This window comes from Methylobacterium sp. NEAU K (assembly GCF_030700285.1).
In the GTDB taxonomy this organism is placed as follows: domain Bacteria; phylum Pseudomonadota; class Alphaproteobacteria; order Rhizobiales; family Beijerinckiaceae; genus Methylobacterium.
On record NZ_JAUYZJ010000004.1, the window covers coordinates 85,856 to 102,847 of the forward strand.

Below are 16,992 nucleotides of genomic sequence, written 5' to 3' on the forward strand. Positions count from 1 at the left end.
GCGCATTCGCGTTCGCCGGCGCGATCGCCTATATCGGAATCGTTCCACAGCTATGGATAGACCGATCATCATGGCGACGCCGTCGCTCGACAGCGCCCGCGCGGCCGAACCCGCGATCGAGAAGGCGCCCGATTTCCAGCCTGCGCTGTTGCCTGGCCGGCCCCCGTCGCTGGTCGGGCTCACCCGCGACGCGCTCAAGGCGCAGCTCATCGGCATGGGCGTGCCCGAGCGCGAGAGCCGGATGCGGGCGGGCCAGATCTGGCACTGGGTCAATTTTCGCGGGGCGACCGATTTCGCCGAGATGACCAATGTCGGCAAGGGGTTGAAGGCGGAGCTCGCGCAGCACTTCACCCTGGAGCGGCCCGAGGTCGCCAGCCGGCAGGTGTCGCGCGACGGCACCCGCAAGTGGCTGTTGCGCATGGCGCCGACCAACCCTCAGGAGCACAATCGCGGCGCCGAGATCGAGTGCGTCTACATCCCGGGCCCGGACCGGGGCACGCTCTGCGTGTCGAGCCAGGTCGGCTGCACCCTCACCTGCTCGTTCTGCCACACCGGCACGCAGCGCCTCGTGCGCAACCTCTCGGCCGCCGAGATCGTGCAGCAGCTCGTGGTCGCACGCGACGAGCTGGGCGACTGGCCCGGCCAGATGCCGAGCCGCGATGCCTCCGGGGCCGGCGAGCCCGGCCGGCTTGTGACCAACATCGTGTTCATGGGCATGGGCGAGCCCCTGTACAATCTCGACGCCGTGATCGACGCTGTGTGCGTGATGTCGGACCAGGAAGGGCTCGGCCTCTCCCGGCGGCGGATCACGGTCTCGACCTCCGGGGTGGTCCCGCAGATCCCACGGCTCGGCGAGGCGGCCAATGCCATGCTGGCGATCTCGCTCCACGCCGTGCGCGACGCGCTGCGCGACGAGCTGGTGCCGCTCAACCGCAAATACCCGATCGCCCAGCTGCTCGAGGCGTGCCGCAATTACCCGGGGCTGAGCAACGCGCGCCGGATCACATTCGAGTACGTGATGCTGAAGGGTGTCAACGATTCGGACGCGGATGCGCGCGAGCTGGTCCGCCTGCTCAAGGGCATTCCGGCCAAGATCAACCTGATCCCGTTCAACCCCTGGCCCGGCAGCCGCTATGAATGCTCGGACTGGGACCGGATCGAGCGCTTCTCCGAGATCGTGTTCAATGCCGGCTACGCCTCGCCGGTGCGAACCCCCCGGGGCCGGGACATCCTGGCGGCCTGCGGCCAGCTCAAGAGCGAGACCGAGAAGCTGCGCGCCCGGGCCCGGATGATGCAGGAAGAGGGCATCGGCGCCGAGGGGTTCTACGCCGGCATCGACGACTGAGGTACCCCCTCACGCTGCGATCCGGCGCCCCTCCGCACGGCGCAGGGGCTGCTCCTCGGCCCCGACCCATTCCGAGCGGTGCCGCGGCAGGGCCTCCGGGTGATTGGCCTGGAGCCACGTGATCATCGCCTCGCGCACGGCGCAGCGCAGGTCCCAGGCCTGCGGCGCGTTGCGGGCGCTCACCAGCATCCGGATCTCGATGGTCGCTTCCTTGGCGTCCGAGACCTGGAGGTTCACCACCCTGCCGTCCCACAGGGGCGTGGCGGCGGCGATCTCGGAGAGTTTCTCCCGCATTCGCGCCACCGGGGCCCGGTGGTCGACGTAGAGGAAGACGCTGCCGATCAGCGAGGCCCCGTCGCGGGTCCAATTCTGGAATGGCTTCTGGATGAAGTAGGTCAGCGGCAGCACCAGCCTGCGCCAATCCCAGAGGCGCACCACCACGTAGGTGGCGGTGATCTCCTCGACCCAGCCCCACTCGTTCTCGACGATGATCGCATCCTCGATCCGGATCGGCTGGGTGATGGCGATCTGGATGCCGGCCACGAGGTTCGACAGGACCGGCTGCATCGCGAGGCCCAGGATCAGGCCCGCGGCGCCCGCCGACGCCAGAAGGCTCACCCCGTATTGGCGCACCGGCTCGAAGGTCATCAGCGCCACCGAGACGGTGATGAGCGCCACCAGGGTCACGGCGGCGCGCTCCAGGATGCGCATCTGGGTGAAGTGCTTGCGCGCCAGCAGGTTGTCCTCGGCGTCGAGCTTGAACCGGCGCAGGTAGATCACCGTGGCGATGTGGAGCGCGGTGGCGCAGCACCAGCCGGTCAGGGTCACGAAGGCGACCAGCAGGATCTGGTTGAGGGCGATCCGCACCTCCCAGGACAGGTGCACCGTGGTCGAGGCGAGGCTGATCGCCACGACGATCAGGCCCAGCCGGCTCGGACCGTGGGTGCGCGACACGAGCGAGCGCCAGAACAGGCTCTTGCCCGCCACGGCCCGCTTCATCGCCCGGTAGACCACCCCGTGCAGGGGCATCACCACGGCGCAGCAGGCGGCAATCAGGATCAGGCTCTCGGCCCACCACGGCAGGTAGGCCAGCACGGAGGCGGCACGGCCGGTCAGGGCATTCAGGTCCGGCATCGGGCATCACCTCCACGGGTTCCGAACGGGACCTGTGGGAATGGGATGACGACCGGAGCGGTTCCGCATCGCACCATGTCCACGCCGCAACGCAGCGACATGGTGAGGGCGCGGCCGGACAGTTGCCTTTCGGTGCACAGCTCCGGCACCATCGCGTGCGTGTCCGCGATGCGCGGACGCGGTCTCGGCCGCCCCGCAATCCGGGCTGCCGCCCTACCGCGCCGCGCCGATCTCCACGCGCCCGGAGGCGGTCCGGCCGAAGCGCGCCGGCCGGTACATGTCCTCCACGGAGGCGCCCGGATGCACATAGGTGCCCGGTGAGACCGCCCGGACCGTATAGGCCACGGTGAAGAACGCCGACTGACTCGGGTCGCGCTCGTAGGCGGCGACGAAGCGGTCGTCGCGGAACTCGGTATGGACCGGCTGCACGTCTGACTTGGCGAAGGCGAGCCCCTGGAGCGCGTCGGCGTCGAGCAACTTCGGGTTGTCGATCTCCAACCCCGCCGGCAGGGGATCGACCAGCAGGAGGCGCGCGGCCTGGGCCTTGTCCTCGGTGACCTTGAGCACCACCACGAGCCGGTCGTTCTGGCGCAGGCCCTGGGCTGGGTCGACCGCGCTGCCGTCGAGTCGATGGAAACTGCGCTCGACCGTGTAGCCCTGCGACGCGGCGGGCTCGGGCACCAGCGGGCTGCCGTTCACCCCCAGGACCACCTGCACCGGCGCCCGGCCGGTATTGACGAGTTCGACGCTGTGCCCCTCCAGCGCCGCTCCCCGGTAGACCCGGGCCAGCGCCCCGGACTGCGGCGCCCCGTCGAGGCTGAAGGCCATGGCCTCGGCCTCCTTGGACAGGCTCTCGGCGGCCAGCACCATCCAGGCATTCTCCTGTGTGCTGGTCGGCCGCGCATCCTGCTGCTCCTCGCCAATCACCGCGGCGACCGGGCCCAGCGCAGCCTGGGTCAGCCCGCTCTCGGCCGCGAGTGCGATCAGGCCGGCGCCGTCGCGCAGGCGGGAGCCATAATCCGCCCGGTAGAGGCCCGCATTCCGGCCGGACTTCAGCGCGGCGAGCGCCGAGTCCATCGCCTTGGCGGCGCGCCCCCGGTCGCCCAGCAGCGCCAGCGCCGCGGCGAGCTGCGCCCGGGCGAGCCCTGAGGCGAACGCGTCGAGCTTGGTGTCGGCGAGGTAGCGCAGGTCGCCCATCACCGGCCGGCCGTTGCGGGCCAGCACGTAGGCCGCGTAGGCGAGGTCCGCGCCGCCGTCGCGCACCTCGGTGGCGTTGGCCACCGCGTTGCGCAGGCGGTCGAGCGCCTGGGCGAAGGCCCCCTGCGGCACCGCGAAGCCGCGCTCCCGGGCGCGGGTGAGGAAGTCGGTCACGTAGGCGTCGAGCCAGACGTCGCCCGACCCTTGCGCCGACCACAGGCCGAAATCGCCGCTCGAATCCTGGCGGGCGAGAAGCCTCTCGATCGCCTCGCGCACCCTTTCGTCCACCCCGGCATCGAGGGCGAGCTTGTCCAGCGCCGCCAGGCGGTTGACGTAGAGCAGCGGCATCGCCCGGCTCACGACCTGCTCTGAACAGCCGTAGGGATAACGGTCGAGCGCCTGGAGCAGGGCCGGCACGTCGAGCCCCGGCAGGGCCGAGGCCGCGAGCGTGACGCTGCCGGTGCCGGGCAGCAGGTCTGCCAGCAGGTCGGCGCTGACCGTAAGGCCGGCCCCTGGCGGCAGCGTGCGCACCGAGCGGCGCAGCATCGCCCCGGTCCCCGGCAGCACGCCGAGGGAAAAGCTCTGGCCCAGGCTCCCGTCGAGGCCGGGGCCCGACAGGGTGAGGTCGAGCCGCGCCGTACCCGGTCCCGCGGCGGTGATGGGGATCGCGACCTGGCCCTTGGCCCCGGCCTCCAGCCGGATCGTCTGCCGCAGGGCACTGGCGCCGACCAGGACCGGGCCGGCCGGGTCGAGGCCGATCGTGTAGTCGCCCGCCTGTCCCTCGACGTTGTCCAGCGCCACGAACAGGCGCGAGCGGTCGCCGGTGTCGAGGAAGCGCGGCAGCGTCGCGGTCAGCACCACGGGGTCGCGGATGGTCACGTCCGCCTGCGCTTGGCCCACCCGGTCGCCGCTCCAGGCGGTGACCATCACCCGCCCGGTGCCGTTGAAGGCCGGGAGCGGGAAGGTGATTTTGGCCGCCCCGTCCGGTCCCACGGTCACGACGCCGGAGAACAGGGCCAGCGGCGCCTGCGTCGGCGGCGCATCGGCGAGTTCGCCGCCCCCCGCGTCGCCCCCGGAGCGGATCGCCCCGGCCGAGCCCTGCATGCCGTCGATCAGGTAGCCGTAGAGGTCGCGGAATTCCGGCCCCAGGGCCTTCTGGCCGAGAAAGTACTTGGTCGGGTCCGGCGCCTCGTAGCGGGTCAGGTTGAGGATGCCGACATCGACCAGCGCCACGGTGATCCGCGCCGGCTCGCCGGCCTTGAGCCCCGTGAGCTGCACCGGCAGGGTCAGGTCCTGGCGGGGGCGGGCGCGCTCCGGCGCCGTCACGGCGACGCCGAGGCTGCGCCGCTCGCGGTCCACCGAGAACCAGGCCAGCCCGAGTGCCCGCCCGGGCAGGCGCTTGGCCGCCTGGTCCAGGGGCCGGTAGGCGGTGGCCACGAGATAGGCGCCCGCGCCCCACTCGGCCTTCACCGGCAAGCTCACGGTGGTGCCGCCCTCCGGCACGCTCACCTCGACGGTCTCGTGCACCCGGTCGCCGACGACCATGAGGCTCGCTTGGCCCTTGAATGTCGGGCTGAGTCTCGCCCGCATCGTGTCGCCCGCCGTGTAGGCGGCCTTGTCGAGGGTCAGGTCGAGGAGGTCCGGTGCCTCCGCGGTCTCCGAGCCGCCCCAGCCTACTGCGAAGCCGAGGCTCGCGGTGGCGTCGGGTGCGCCCGGTGCCGAGACCTCCAGCCGGTACCGGCCGAGGCCGACCGGGGCCTCGATCCGGCTCGGGCCCCCGGCCTTGAGATCGAGGCTGCCGCTGGCGACCCGACGGGCGGTCTTGACCGGCTCGAACGACCAGCGCCCATCCGCGCGGTACCACTGGTAGGTCTGCTCCACCCGCGAAAGGGTCCAGGTCACTCCCGGCTTGGCCAGCAGCGTACCGTCCGGGGCGGCGAACACCGCCTCGAAGGTCGCGAGACCGCCCTCCTTCAGATCGGTGAACCCCTTGCGGAGGGCGAGCACTGGCGCGGACGGCAGGATCGGCAGGGTCAGGCTGCGCGACAGAGCCCGGCCGCCGGGCTCGCCGACCGCGAGTGTGATCTTCGCCTCGAGGGGCCGTGGTGCCGCCACCTCGGGCACGGGCACCGAGACGGTGGCGTGGCCCTGCGCGTCCGTGGTCGCGTGGGCCGGGATTTCCTGGGCGGTCGGCTCCACCGCCTCGTCGTCGAGGCCGGTGGCGTAGCCGTCCAGCCCCTTGATGCCGCTGCCCGAGGCCGCCTGCACGACGACGCTGCCGGACACGTCGAGCCCCGCGCCCGGGGCGCCGTAGAGGTAGCGCGCGGCCACGTCGATCTGCGCCGGCTCTGCCCGGCGCAGGCCGGCCTGCCGAGCCTTGAGGCTCACCTCCAGCCGCTCCGGGACGTAATCCTCCACGAGGAAGCTGGTCTCGCCGACCGGGGGCGCCTTCGGGTCGGTATAGGCGGCGACGCGCCACGTGCCGTGCATCGCGCCCGACAGCAGCGGCAGCGGCAGCGCCCGGCCGCCGAGTCCCTGGTCGGGCACGGAGACGCGGCGGTACTCGACCCCGTCCGGGCGCTTCGCCACCAGGGTCAGCGGCAGGTCCGGGACCGCCGCGCCCCGGGGATCGCGCAGGAGCGCCGTGATCTGCACGGTCTCGCCGGAGCGGTAGACCCCGCGCTCGGTAAACAGGTAGGCGTCGAGGCCGCCGCTCTCGGGCCGGCCCTTCACGCCACGGTCGGTCAGGTCGAAGGCGCCGAGGTTCAGATCGAGGAAGCCGTAATCGTCGCCCGACTGGGCCACCACGATGCTCGGCGCGGTGCCGCCCTCCCCGCGGGCGAGGCCGGGATCGAAGGCGGCATGCCCCTGCGCGTCGGTCTTGCGGGTGCCCAGCACCTCGTTGTTGCGGGCGACCAGCCGGATCTCGGCGCCCGGCAGCACCTGCGCGGAGGCGAGGGAGCGCAGGACCACGTGCACCCCGTCCCGCCCCTTCGTGGCGGTGAGGCCGAGGTCCGAGACCACGAACCACTGGGTCGCCTGGCTCTCGTAGCCGTCTTCGTCGGACGCGGCGACGCCGGAGGGCCGGGCCAGCATCACGTAAATGCCGGGCTCCAGCTTGCCCACCGCCTGCAGGACCGGGAAGGCGGTGACCGCCTCCTGATTCAGCTCGGCCTTGGCGGTGTCGAGGGTGCCTTTCCAGACGCGCACGCCCTTCTCGGCGGCGATCGTCCGCGCGGTCGCGCCGCTGAGCTGGCTCAGAAAATCCTCCGAGCGCAGGGTCGGCAGCAGGCCGCGGTCGCCGATGCGCAAAACCTCCACGTCGAGCTTGGCGGCGTTCACCGAGACCAGCGGCACGCCCGCCTGCCCGGTGCGCGGCAGGACGTAGTTGCGGCCGGTGAAGCGCACCTGCGGGGCGCGATCGCGGACGTAGATCTCGTAATCGGCGGATTTGAGCAGGCTCTCGCCGACACCGGAGGGCAGGCCCTCACGCACGACGACGGCGTAGCGGCTGCCGTGCTTCAGTCCGTCGACGCAGACTTGCGAGCCCTCGGCGGTCACCGCGGCTGCGCTGCTGCCCGAGACCGCGACGTAGGGGGCGTAGTCGGTCTTCGGGAGCACCGCTTCCGAGAGGGTGAAGCACAGGCGCGGGGCGGCGGCATCCGAATCCACCTTGTAGTCGAGGATGCGGAAACCGTGCTCGGCTCGGAGGGGCTCATAAGTCCGGCGGACCGCCGGCACGTCGTCGAGCGCGAGGCTGGCCGCGTAGGCGTCCAGCGCAGGGCGCCAGGAAGACTGCCCGGCCTCCAGGGCCCCCAGCAGTGCCAGGGATGCCGCCGCGTCGGCCGGCGTGCCGGCGCGCTCGTAGGCCCGGTAGGCCGCCGCTTCCGCCCGGTCCCGCAGGCGTGCACGGCCCTGGTAGTCGTTGTCCTCCAGGGTGCCGATCGCCGCCGATGCGGCCCGGGAGAAGACCTGCCAATTGCGGATATCCGCCGGGTCTGCCGCGACCGCCGCGGTGAGCGGCCCGAGGGCTTCGTCCGGCTTGTCGGCGGCGAGCAGCGCCTGTCCGCCGGCGCGGGACTGGCCGGCGGGCCTCAGCGGTCCCCCTGCCTCGGCCCTGAGGGCCGCTTCGAGCCGCACCGCGGCGCTGGCGAGATCGTCCCGGACGAAGCTTTTTGCGAACGCCGCCGCTTGCCGCGGCGCGGCCCGGGACGTCGGCGCCGTCTGTGCGGAGGCCGGCCCACAGGCCAGGCATCCCAGAAGCGCCAGGGCGCCCGCGAGCCGGTCGAGCCACGACATGCGCTTGCCCCCCTCGGTCCGGCATCCCGACGATTCGACCCGGGATCGGTCGGGCGGGAGCCTAGCACCTGCGAGTCCCGCCGCAACGCCCGGGCCCGCCGTGATCGTGTCTGCGAAACCGCTCCGGTGTGCGGAGCCGCTGCGCGATACGTGCCCTGCGGGGACGGGCGTCGCGCTTAACGCCGCACCATCCGGTTTCAGGACGGTTCGCTCGGCTGATCGTCCGGCGCCGGCGTGATCGCGCGCGCAGCGAAGACGGTAGCCGGCCCTTCGACCGAAACCGTATCAAAACGCCTTGAGCACCTGCTCGGTGTGCTCGACGGAGACCGGCCCGGCGAAGCAGTGGGAGACCAGGGCGCGGTAATCCTGCCACGGCTGCGATCCGGTGAAGTCCTTGGTGTGGGCCTCCAGCGTGTCCCAGTGGATCAGCAGCCGGTAGCGCTGCGGGTGCTCGATAGAGCGCCGCACCTCGAAGGCGCGGCAGCCCTTGGCCGCCTTGAAGATCGCCGAAGCCTCATTGATACCGGCCTCGAACGCAGCCTCCATGCCGGGCTTGATCTCGATCTGCGCGATCTCGAGGATCATCGTTTCGGTCCCTTCTCTCTCTCTCACGTGTATCGGTTCAAACCCGGAGGGGGCGGCCGAGCTTGGCCGCCAGGATGCGCTGCGGGCTCAAGCTCGGATCGGCCTGCGCCGAGACCGGCAGGTAGGCGGTCTGTTCCAGCATGTACCGGCCGCCCATCGCCCCGTGCATCACGAGGTCCGAGAAGGTCACCCAGGTGGCGCCGGGCTGGAACGCGACGTCGGCCTGGGGTGCGCTCGCCTGATAGGTCTCGTCCTGCTTCAGGGCGTCGTGCAGGTGCAGCATCAGGTGGTCGTATTCGGAGCGCCTGGCCTTGGTGATCCGCAGGGCGGCGAGCAGGCGCGCCGAGAGCGGCGAATAGCCCGGTAGCCGTGGCAGGAATGTTTCCGCCATCGACCCGAAATCCTCGCCGACCCGCCAGCGGCGCGGCTCGCCCGCCGGGTTGATGTTGCGGAACACCCGCAGGATCCGCTTCTCGCCGATCGGGTTCGACGGAAAGGCATCGACATGCAGCCGCGTGTCGTCGCGCCGCCAGCTGAGCTTGCGCCGGTCCACGTCGAACGGGCGATAGGAGGTGCCCGCCAGGGTCACCCGGTCGGCGTAGTTCGGCAGGTACGTCCCGATCAGGTCCCGGGCGAAGGCGCGATAGCGGATCAGGAGCTGGCGCAGGGATTCCCGCTCCTCCGTGGTCCCGGCCGCGCCGCGCAGTTCCGCGGCCTCGCCCCGGATGCTGACGTTCTTGGCCTTGCCGTCCGCGAAGGGCCGCTCGGTGAACCGGCGCTCGAAGTCGCTGAACGGGAACGGCAGGTCCGGGAACAGCAGCACCGCCCCGCCCTCGAGTTCCCGGGCCAGGGAGCCGGGCATCTCGCCGGGGGCGACGGTGCGGATCGGGCTGATCATCGTTCGCGGGCCGAGCCTGCCATGGCGTATGCGCGCAACCCTGTATCCGAGCCGCCGCCGGGAGGCCAGGGCCGTGCATTTCCGGTGGATGACAGCATCCGTCCACCGACACCGCCATGGGGCCCGGCCCGGGGCGCTTGCGCAACCGCGGCGTTCCCGGCACGTTCTCCGGCTAGTACCGGCCCACGAGCCCGGCGGAGGATGGCGCCGATGGCGACCCTGAAGGAATTCGAGGAAGCCCTGCGCGAGCACGGCATGAACATGGCGCTGGCGCTCCTGGAGCGCCTGCGCGAGCGCGACCGCGCAACCCGCACGGTCAAGCCCGCCCGCCGGCTCACGGGGCAGAAGATGACGCCGGAACTCGCCCGGGCGATCCTGGATCTGCACGCCTCCACGGGCATGACCCAGCAGGAGATCGCCTTCAAGGTCGGGGTGAATCAGGGCCGGGTCAACGAGGTGATCAAGCGCGGCAAGTGGCTGTCGGACGATCCCAGCGCCCCCGAGGCGGTGGCCCGCGACAAGGCGCTCGCCCGCCTGCGCGGCGACCCGAAGCCGAAGAAGCCGGCCCTGGCCACGGCGCGGCCCAAGGAGCGCAAGGCCGCGCCCCCCAGGGCCTCCGCCAAGGCGCGTAACCAAGGGCAACTGGCGCTCGGCGATCTGTAACGGAAGGACCTTTTCGGGATCCCGACGGTCGCTAGGGACGATGTGTGGATACCGCACCGGCCCGGAATGCGACGGAACCCCCTCTAGCGAGGTCTCCGGCCGGCTCAGCCGGCTGGAGCGAAATGCCCGCGGTAGCGCGCGCCGATCGCCTCGACCGGGAGCGCCACGAACACGTCGGTGGTGCCGAACTGGCGGTCAATCACCGCGCCGTCGCCGAACGTCGCGCCGAGCCGCAGGTACCCCTTGATCAGGGGCGGCAGCGCCTGCAGGGCGGCCTTGGTGTCGAGCGACTCGCGCGGCAGCCGATCCATGGTGACCGCGCGCTCCGGCAGGGCGCGGGCCCGCCAGGCCTCCGGGGCGCGGGCATGGTGATGGAGGAACGACAGCGGCAGCGCCAGCCGGTCCGGATCGGTGCCCTCCAGGCTGGCGCAGCCGATCAGCGCGTCGATCCGGTGGTGCAGCACGTAGGCGTAGATCCCCTGCCACAGGAGCTCGACGGTGCGCTTGCTCCGATAGGGCTTGAGGACGCACGAACGGCCGAGTTCGAGGAGCCGCCGATGTCCCTGGGCGGCCAGAATCGGCTCCAGGTCGTATTCACCTTCCGAGTAGAAGCCGGCATGGCGCTCCGCCACCTCGCCGCGCAGGAGCCGATAGGTCCCGACCACCTTCGGCCGGTTCTCGACGAACGGCTTCTTTCGCCGGTGCGCGGAATGGTCGAGGACGAGGAGGTGGTCGCAGACCGCGTCGTAGGCGTCGGCGTCGCGCCGGGACAGGGCCGCGAGCCCGGTGGGGACTGCCGACATCTCCTCGTAGAACACCTTGAAGCGCAGGCGCTGCGCCCGTCGGATCTCCGATCTCTTCGTCGCCAGCCGCACTTCCAGGCTGCCGATGCGGCCGAGGCTGCGCCCCTCGAACGGCTCGGGCACGCGGATCGCGCGCTCAGCCGAGAGGATGTCAGCGATGCCCGCGGGGCCGGCCTCGCCGGTGGGAAGCAGCGATTGACGGCGGCGCAGCTTCGCGATCGGCGCGCCGACGCCCCATTGCATGCCCCTGTGCCAGCCGGCTCCGAACGCGCTGTAGGCTCCGCGGGCGAGATTGGCGACCATCGTCGGGTTCACTCCGGGTGCGCGACCGTGCACCGTCCAGAGGAACGGAGAGCACGAAGCCCACACGCCTTTATGACAGCCGCGACAAGAAAGCGCCCCGGCCGGGGCCGGGGCGCTCCACGATGCGTTCAGGGATCGCGACGGCGACCGGATCAGGCGGCCTGCTGAACCTCCTCCTTGTGCACGTCGCCTTCGATCACCGGGGCGCCGGAGCGCGTGGCCGTGGCGATCTGGATGCGGCGTGGCTTCTTCGCCTCCGGCACCTCGCGGACAAGGTCGATGTGGAGAAGCCCGTTCTCCAGAGCCGCGCCCGTCACCTGGACGTGGTCGGCGATCTGGAAGCGGCGCTCGAAGGCTCGGGCCGCGATGCCCTGGTGCAGGAACTCCGCCTTTGCCTCGGCCTTGCGCTCGCCCTTGAGCGTAAGCGCGTTCTCACGGACCTCGATCGCGAGGTCGGCCTCGGTGAAGCCGGCGACCGCGACGGTGATGCGGTAGGCGTTCTCGCCGGTCCGCTCGATGTTGTAGGGCGGGTAGGTCGGGGCCGTCTCGGCGGTCGCGAACTGGTCCAGCGCGGAAAACAGCCGGTCGAAGCCGACGGTGGAGCGATAGAGGGGGGCAAGATCGAACTGACGCATGACATATCCTCGTAAGAGCAACATGCTGATGTGGTCCGCCCGATGGGCCGGACCCGTCTTTCGTGCCGCCTGACGGCCGACACAGACGAGATATCGGGGGACAAAAATCGGGCTTCAAGACCCCCGGCAAGGTCCAGGTTCGAGATTTTTCGGTAGGCTCGCGCGCAGGCGCGGACATGCGTTGAGGTGAGGCCCGTGAAACGGTTCGACGGCGAGAACGGACGGGAGCCGCCGCTCCTGACCCTGCGAAGCACCCCGGACAATCCGGTTCCGTCCGGGGGCACGCTGATCGCGGTCGGCACCCGCGACGACTGCACGCTCCGCGCGGCCTACTGGCAGACGACGGCGCGCACCTGCCGGGGCACCGTCTGCCTGCTCCAGGGACGGGCCGAGTTCATCGAGAAGTATTACGAGACCATCCAGGAACTCCGGGGCCGTGGCTTCGCGGTGGTCGCGTTCGATTGGCGCGGCCAGGGCGAGTCGGACCGGCGGGTGGGCGATCCACACAAGGGCCACGTTGCCCGCTTCGACGAGTACCGGCTCGACCTGAGGGCGGTGGCCGAGACGGTGCTGGTGCCGATGATGCCGGAGCCGCATGTCTGCCTGGCGCACTCGATGGGCGGCTGCGTCGCCCTGATCGGCGCGCTCGACGGCTGGCTGCCGTTCCGGCGCCTGGTGGCGATGGCGCCGATGCTGTCGATTCGGATGGTGCGCTGGCCGGCGGCGGCGGGCCTGCTGTCGCGGGGGCTGCACCGGCTCGGGCTGGGCGACCGCTACATTCCGCTGGGCAAGCCGGTCTCGATCGCCACCAAGCCCTACGTCGGCAACCGTCTCGCACGCGATCCCGTGCGCTACGCCCGCAACGCGGCAGCGGCCCGGCAGGTCGGCGCCGGCGCGGTCGGCGACCCGACGATCGCGTGGCTCGCCGAGGCGTTCCGGGCGATGGCACGCCTGCGCGACCCGCGCGCCGCGCCGCGCATCACCGTGCCGACCCTGATCGTCGCGGCAGGCGCCGACCCGGTCTGCGGGACCCTCGACACCGAGCGCTTCGCGGCGCGGCTCAAGGCCGGCCACATCCTGGTCCTGCCGGATTCCCGGCACGAGATCCTGACCGAGCGCGACGCGATCCGGCAGGATTTCTGGGCGGCCTTCGACGCCTTCGTGCCGGGCTCGCCCCTACCCTCGCAGACCGAGGTGGAGGCGCACGCCGCCGTGCCGGTGGCGTGACCCGTCAGCCCCCCAGATCCGGGTCGATGTCCCGTGGGCGCACGAACCGCTCCAGCCGCCCCTGCCCCGGGCCGATCGCCCCCCAACCCTCGGCCTCGAACGCGATCACCGCGTAAGCGGCGGTCGGAAACTCCGTAGCGAGGCGCGCGAGGTCCTTGCGCGCCCCCTCCCCGGCGAGGCTCGCCGCGAGGTCGCCGAGGCCCGGATTGTGGCCGACGACGATCACCGTGGCCGCCGCGTCCGGCGCGCCCCGGACCACGTCGAGGATCCGCTGCGCCGGTGCCTCGTAGATCTCGCGCTGCCAGCGCGTCTCGGGATTGCCGAGCGCGGCCGCGATCGCCTCCCAGGTCTCCCGGGTGCGCGCGGCCGTCGACACGAGGGCGAGGTCGGGCCGAAAACCCTGCTCGGCGACGTGGGCGCCCACCGCCGGCGCGGCCCGGCGCCCGCGGGGATTGAGCGGCCGCTCGTGGTCGGCGACGCCCGCCGGGCGGTCCGACTTGGCGTGCCGCAACAGGATCAGCCTTCGCATGGAGCGGGCCCTTCTCGGCATGGGGTGTCGATCGGCGCCGGATCCGCGCCGCGGGTATGCCGGGGTCCGGTTAGCCCAAAGCGCGGCACGCGGGAACCTCGGCGGTCTTCGCCTGCCGATGCCCTGATGCCGCTCAGGCAGATCCCCGACATCCATGCCGGCCCGTGAGCCGAAGTGGCGGCCCGAGGGTCAGCCGCCCCGCTGCTCGCGGCGCATCATGAACGCGAGCTTCTCGAACAGGCTCACGTCCTGCTCGTTCTTCAGGAGCGCACCGTGGAGCGGCGGGATCAGCTTGCGGCCGTCACGCTCGCGCAACGTCTCGGGCGCGATGTCCTCGGAGACGAGGAGCTTCAGCCAGTCGAGGAGTTCCGAGGTCGAGGGCTTCTTCTTGAGGCCCGGCACCTCGCGGGTCTCCAGGAAGACCCGGAGCGCCTCCTCGACCAGGCGGTGCTTGATGCCGGGATAATGCACGTCGACGATGCGCAGCAGCGTCTCGGCGTCCGGGAACTTGATGTAGTGGAAGAAACAGCGGCGCAGGAACGCGTCCGGCAGCTCCTTCTCGTTGTTCGACGTGATGATCACGATCGGCCGGCGCACGGCCGCGACCGTCTCGCCGGTCTCGTAGACGTGGAACTCCATCCGGTCGAGTTCAGTCAGGAGGTCGTTGGGGAACTCGATATCGGCCTTGTCGATCTCGTCGATGAGCAGCACCGGGCGTTCGGGCGCCGTGAACGCCTCCCAGAGCTTCCCGCGCCGGATGTAGTTGCCGATGTCGGAAACCCGCGGGTCGCCGAGTTGCGAATCGCGCAGCCGCGAGACCGCGTCGTACTCGTAGAGGCCCTGCTGGGCCTTGGTGGTCGACTTGATGTTCCAGACGATGAGCGGCGCGCCCAGTCCCTTGGCGATCTCCTCGGCCAGCACGGTCTTGCCGGTGCCGGGCTCGCCCTTCACCAGGAGCGGACGCTCCAGGACCACCGCGGCGTTGACCGCGGCCGTCAGATCGGGGGTCGCGACGTAGGACTCGGTTCCGGAAAATCGCATCGCGGTCTCGGAGATGTTGGCGGAGAGGCAACGGGTAGCGCGCTCCGCCGCCGCCCTGCAAGCGCCGCGCCTTGCGAGCCGGGTTCAATCGCGCGTTGGGAGAATGTTCTAAATGAGGTCGTATTGTCTCGAATTCAGTCTTCGCCCCATGGCCGGCTTGTCGGCGATACAAAGCGCCCCGTCACTCCGGAGTCGCCGACGGTGCAATGTTCTGTCACTCGTTGAAAATCCGGATCCCGGGCTCCGCTTTGCGGGCCCGCGATGACCGGGTGGATGATCGGACCGCGGTCGAATCTCGAGCTTCTGGAAAAAACGATAGTCTTGTCTGCGTTCACGTTGCCGCGGGCAAACCGAGCTATCCCTTCTCGTGCCAGACGCAGTTCCGGGCCAGGATCTCCAGGTTCACGTCGGATTTCTGCGGCTGGGGCAGCGTCTTGCCGTCCATGGCGAGGTCGATCTTGATCTCGACCTGACCCTTCGACTCGTTGGAGCGACGGGAGAAGTAGCAGTATTGCTGGTAGGGCTGGTCGGCGTTGTCCTTGAAGTTCCAGCCGGTGACGATCTGCCCGTCGAGATAGGGAACCTGCTTGAACACCGTGAAGGTCGTGTTCACCGCCGCCTTGGAGGCGGGGGCGGCGTCGCTGCCGAGCTGCGCCTTGGTCGGCGTCGGCGTGCCGACGGCCTTGGGCAGGCCCTCGAGCCGCAGCACGTTGTCGGTCAGCGTGACCTCGCCCTTCGTCTTGAGGGTCACGTCCGCGAGTGCGGCCTGCATGGCGGCGGCGATCTTCTCGGCGGCGGTGTCGAACTGGTTGAGCGTCGCCCAACCATAGGCCGCCGCCCCGACGCCGATGCCCGCGAGGCACGCGAAGGCGCCGAAGCCGAGAGCGCGGAACAGGAAGGCCCGCGCGGCGACGTAGCTCGAATCCGCCCGCAGCCTGGAATTCACCTGCTGGGCGAGGGCAACGTTCTCGGGCGTTCCGCCTGCGACGTAGTTCATGCCCCGGCTCCCGCGGCAGGTAGTGTCTGGCCCGGATGGGTCTGGCCGACGAGGCTCTGACCGGGAAGGCTCTGCTGGCCCTGGGCGGGCCGGTTCATGGGAATCACCGCGCCCGTGGCGTTGGCTGCACGCGGCAGGATCGGCTCAGGATTCGAGCGCAGCGCATCCGCGATCGCGTCCAGCATGTAGGGTGCTGCCTCCGGGTTGACGGCGGCGCCGAGGTCGTCTTCGTCCATGAAGGTCCGGCGGGTCGAGACCGCGCAGAGCGCCAGGATCGTCGACGCGAAGGCGGCGCAGACCGCGGGCAGGAACACGAAGATGCGCAGGAAGGCGTGGACTTGGCTCTCGCTCACGTCGATCGGGTCCACGCCGTAGACCATCGCAGTGAAGGAATGCAGCTGCGAGCGGTTGACCGCATTGCGATAGGCCTGCTCGGCATCGGCCACGCGCCGGTCGGCGGCGCCGGGATCCAGCGCCGCGCGGGCCTTGCGTGCCTCCTCGAGGTTCTTGATCAGCGCCGCGCGGTCGGCGGACGCCTTGGTGACGCCTGCCGAGAGGGCGGCCACGCGCGGGTCGGCCACGCATTTCAGGTTCTGGTACTTCCGCCCCTTGCTGTTGGTGCCGAACACCCGCTCGCAGCGCTGGGCCGGAAGGCCGGCGAGCTGCTGGGCGTTGTCGGAGGACCGCTTCTCGATCTGGTCGAGCTCGGCCGTGTACTGCGCCACGCGCTCGTCCGCCGCCTTGATGCGGTCGCCGATCGTGGCGCGGTCGGCCTGCGCGTCCTTCAGGGCGGTCTTGGTCCGGGCGGCCTCCATCAGGCGGGGATGGAACATCATCTCCCCGAGCTGCGACACCGACTTGGTGGTCACGCCCGCGGCGAAGATGATGCCGAGCACCGCCAGCGCGCGCACGAAGTGCGACCGCTGGGTGCGGGCCAGGATGCCGAGCGGCACCCGGCACAGCTCGACGGCGGCGTAGACCAGCGGCGCCAGCAACATGAAGTAAAAGGCATGCCAGTCGCCGTCGCTGTAGACGCCCGCGAACAGCCACGCGCCCCAGAGCGAGGCGCCGATCACCATGAACTCGACCAGATAGGCGATCGCGACGTAGCCCCACTTGATGCGGTAGCCCCGGTCGACGTGGCGCTGGTGGCGCCACCGGTCCGATTCGAGCCTCCACTCGCGGCGCTCGCGCTGGAGGTCGCGACTCGGCGGGGCTTTCGGACCGGAGAAGATCGACTTGATGGAGTTCATCGGCCTCGTCATATCCATCCGGTCCAGTCGCGGGTGCGGCCCTGCCCGAGCTTAACCCCCAGTTAACCGGTACGTGTATGCGC

13 protein-coding genes are annotated in these 16,992 nt (G+C 70.8%); 3 read left to right on the plus strand and 10 right to left on the minus strand.

Annotation, left to right across the window (positions count from 1 at the left end):
- Nucleotides 1-70: 70 nt before the first annotated feature.
- A complete protein-coding gene (rlmN, locus tag Q8W67_RS04800; RefSeq protein WP_305541513.1) occupies nucleotides 71-1,345 on the plus strand; it encodes a 23S rRNA (adenine(2503)-C(2))-methyltransferase RlmN in 1,275 nt (424 codons plus the stop codon).
- Nucleotides 1,346-1,354: 9 nt separating this feature from the next.
- Here rlmN and Q8W67_RS04805 read toward each other — a convergent pair whose 3' ends face one another.
- From Q8W67_RS04805 to Q8W67_RS04820, 4 genes are all read right to left on the minus strand, one after another.
- Nucleotides 1,355-2,479 carry a mechanosensitive ion channel domain-containing protein gene (locus Q8W67_RS04805; protein WP_305541516.1) on the minus strand — a complete coding sequence of 375 codons (1,125 nt, stop codon included), beginning with the start codon at nucleotides 2,477-2,479 and terminating at the stop codon, nucleotides 1,355-1,357.
- A 213-nt stretch (nucleotides 2,480-2,692) separates the two neighbouring features.
- Nucleotides 2,693-7,975 (minus strand): alpha-2-macroglobulin, encoded by a 5,283-nt coding sequence (locus tag Q8W67_RS04810; protein ID WP_305541519.1) that lies wholly within the window; start codon nucleotides 7,973-7,975, stop codon nucleotides 2,693-2,695.
- A gap of 285 nt (nucleotides 7,976-8,260) precedes the next feature.
- Nucleotides 8,261-8,560 (minus strand): antibiotic biosynthesis monooxygenase, encoded by a 300-nt coding sequence (locus Q8W67_RS04815; protein WP_305541522.1) that lies wholly within the window; start codon nucleotides 8,558-8,560, stop codon nucleotides 8,261-8,263.
- A 37-nt stretch (nucleotides 8,561-8,597) separates the two neighbouring features.
- Nucleotides 8,598-9,458 (minus strand): Kdo hydroxylase family protein, encoded by an 861-nt coding sequence (locus tag Q8W67_RS04820; RefSeq protein WP_305541525.1) that lies wholly within the window; start codon nucleotides 9,456-9,458, stop codon nucleotides 8,598-8,600.
- A 210-nt stretch (nucleotides 9,459-9,668) separates the two neighbouring features.
- On the opposite strand from Q8W67_RS04820, the gene Q8W67_RS04825 reads away from it, so the two are divergent.
- On the plus strand, nucleotides 9,669-10,121 hold the full coding sequence (locus tag Q8W67_RS04825) for an RNA polymerase subunit sigma-70 (protein ID WP_305541528.1): 453 nt from the start codon (nucleotides 9,669-9,671) through the stop codon (nucleotides 10,119-10,121).
- A gap of 104 nt (nucleotides 10,122-10,225) precedes the next feature.
- Here the strand turns inward: Q8W67_RS04825 and Q8W67_RS04830 are convergent, their stop codons facing one another.
- On the minus strand, nucleotides 10,226-11,227 hold the full coding sequence (locus Q8W67_RS04830; RefSeq protein ID WP_305541531.1) for a GNAT family N-acetyltransferase: 1,002 nt from the start codon (nucleotides 11,225-11,227) through the stop codon (nucleotides 10,226-10,228).
- A 152-nt stretch (nucleotides 11,228-11,379) separates the two neighbouring features.
- Nucleotides 11,380-11,862, minus strand: a complete 483-nt coding sequence (locus Q8W67_RS04835; protein ID WP_305541534.1) for an Hsp20 family protein — start codon at nucleotides 11,860-11,862, stop codon at nucleotides 11,380-11,382.
- Between the two features lie 195 nt (nucleotides 11,863-12,057).
- Between Q8W67_RS04835 and Q8W67_RS04840 the strand changes: the two genes are divergently transcribed.
- Entirely contained in the window at nucleotides 12,058-13,089 is a 1,032-nt protein-coding gene (locus tag Q8W67_RS04840; RefSeq protein WP_305541537.1) for an alpha/beta fold hydrolase, read from the plus strand.
- Between the two features lie 4 nt (nucleotides 13,090-13,093).
- Here Q8W67_RS04840 and Q8W67_RS04845 read toward each other — a convergent pair whose 3' ends face one another.
- The 4 genes from Q8W67_RS04845 to Q8W67_RS04860 all read right to left on the minus strand — a co-directional run bounded on the left by Q8W67_RS04845 (nucleotide 13,094) and on the right by Q8W67_RS04860 (nucleotide 16,927).
- Nucleotides 13,094-13,618 (minus strand): histidine phosphatase family protein, encoded by a 525-nt coding sequence (locus Q8W67_RS04845; protein WP_305541540.1) that lies wholly within the window; start codon nucleotides 13,616-13,618, stop codon nucleotides 13,094-13,096.
- Between the two features lie 189 nt (nucleotides 13,619-13,807).
- Nucleotides 13,808-14,659 carry a MoxR family ATPase gene (locus tag Q8W67_RS04850; protein WP_305541543.1) on the minus strand — a complete coding sequence of 284 codons (852 nt, stop codon included), beginning with the start codon at nucleotides 14,657-14,659 and terminating at the stop codon, nucleotides 13,808-13,810.
- 355 nt (nucleotides 14,660-15,014) lie between these two features.
- Entirely contained in the window at nucleotides 15,015-15,656 is a 642-nt protein-coding gene (locus Q8W67_RS04855; protein WP_305541546.1) for a hypothetical protein, read from the minus strand.
- Entirely contained in the window at nucleotides 15,653-16,927 is a 1,275-nt protein-coding gene (locus Q8W67_RS04860) for an ATPase (protein ID WP_305541549.1), read from the minus strand. Before Q8W67_RS04860 ends, Q8W67_RS04855 begins: the two co-directional genes overlap by 4 nt.
- Nucleotides 16,928-16,992: the final 65 nt, after the last annotated feature.

Excerpts from the sequence above, each read along its gene's own strand:
- Q8W67_RS04810 (WP_305541519.1), bottom strand. The coding sequence starts at position 7,975 with ATGTCGTGGCTCGACCGGCTCGCGGGCGCCCTGGCGCTTCTGGGATGC.
- rlmN (WP_305541513.1), top strand. The coding sequence starts at position 71 with ATGGCGACGCCGTCGCTCGACAGCGCCCGCGCGGCCGAACCCGCGATC.
- Q8W67_RS04820 (WP_305541525.1), bottom strand. The coding sequence starts at position 9,458 with ATGATCAGCCCGATCCGCACCGTCGCCCCCGGCGAGATGCCCGGCTCC.
- Q8W67_RS04815 (WP_305541522.1), bottom strand. The coding sequence starts at position 8,560 with ATGATCCTCGAGATCGCGCAGATCGAGATCAAGCCCGGCATGGAGGCT.
- Q8W67_RS04835 (WP_305541534.1), bottom strand. The coding sequence starts at position 11,862 with ATGCGTCAGTTCGATCTTGCCCCCCTCTATCGCTCCACCGTCGGCTTC.
- Q8W67_RS04850 (WP_305541543.1), bottom strand. The coding sequence starts at position 14,659 with ATGCGATTTTCCGGAACCGAGTCCTACGTCGCGACCCCCGATCTGACG.
- Q8W67_RS04855 (WP_305541546.1), bottom strand. The coding sequence starts at position 15,656 with ATGAACTACGTCGCAGGCGGAACGCCCGAGAACGTTGCCCTCGCCCAG.
- Q8W67_RS04860 (WP_305541549.1), bottom strand. The coding sequence starts at position 16,927 with ATGGATATGACGAGGCCGATGAACTCCATCAAGTCGATCTTCTCCGGT.
- Q8W67_RS04830 (WP_305541531.1), bottom strand. The coding sequence starts at position 11,227 with ATGGTCGCCAATCTCGCCCGCGGAGCCTACAGCGCGTTCGGAGCCGGC.
- Q8W67_RS04805 (WP_305541516.1), bottom strand. The coding sequence starts at position 2,479 with ATGCCGGACCTGAATGCCCTGACCGGCCGTGCCGCCTCCGTGCTGGCC.
- Q8W67_RS04845 (WP_305541540.1), bottom strand. The coding sequence starts at position 13,618 with ATGCGAAGGCTGATCCTGTTGCGGCACGCCAAGTCGGACCGCCCGGCG.
- Q8W67_RS04825 (WP_305541528.1), top strand. The coding sequence starts at position 9,669 with ATGGCGACCCTGAAGGAATTCGAGGAAGCCCTGCGCGAGCACGGCATG.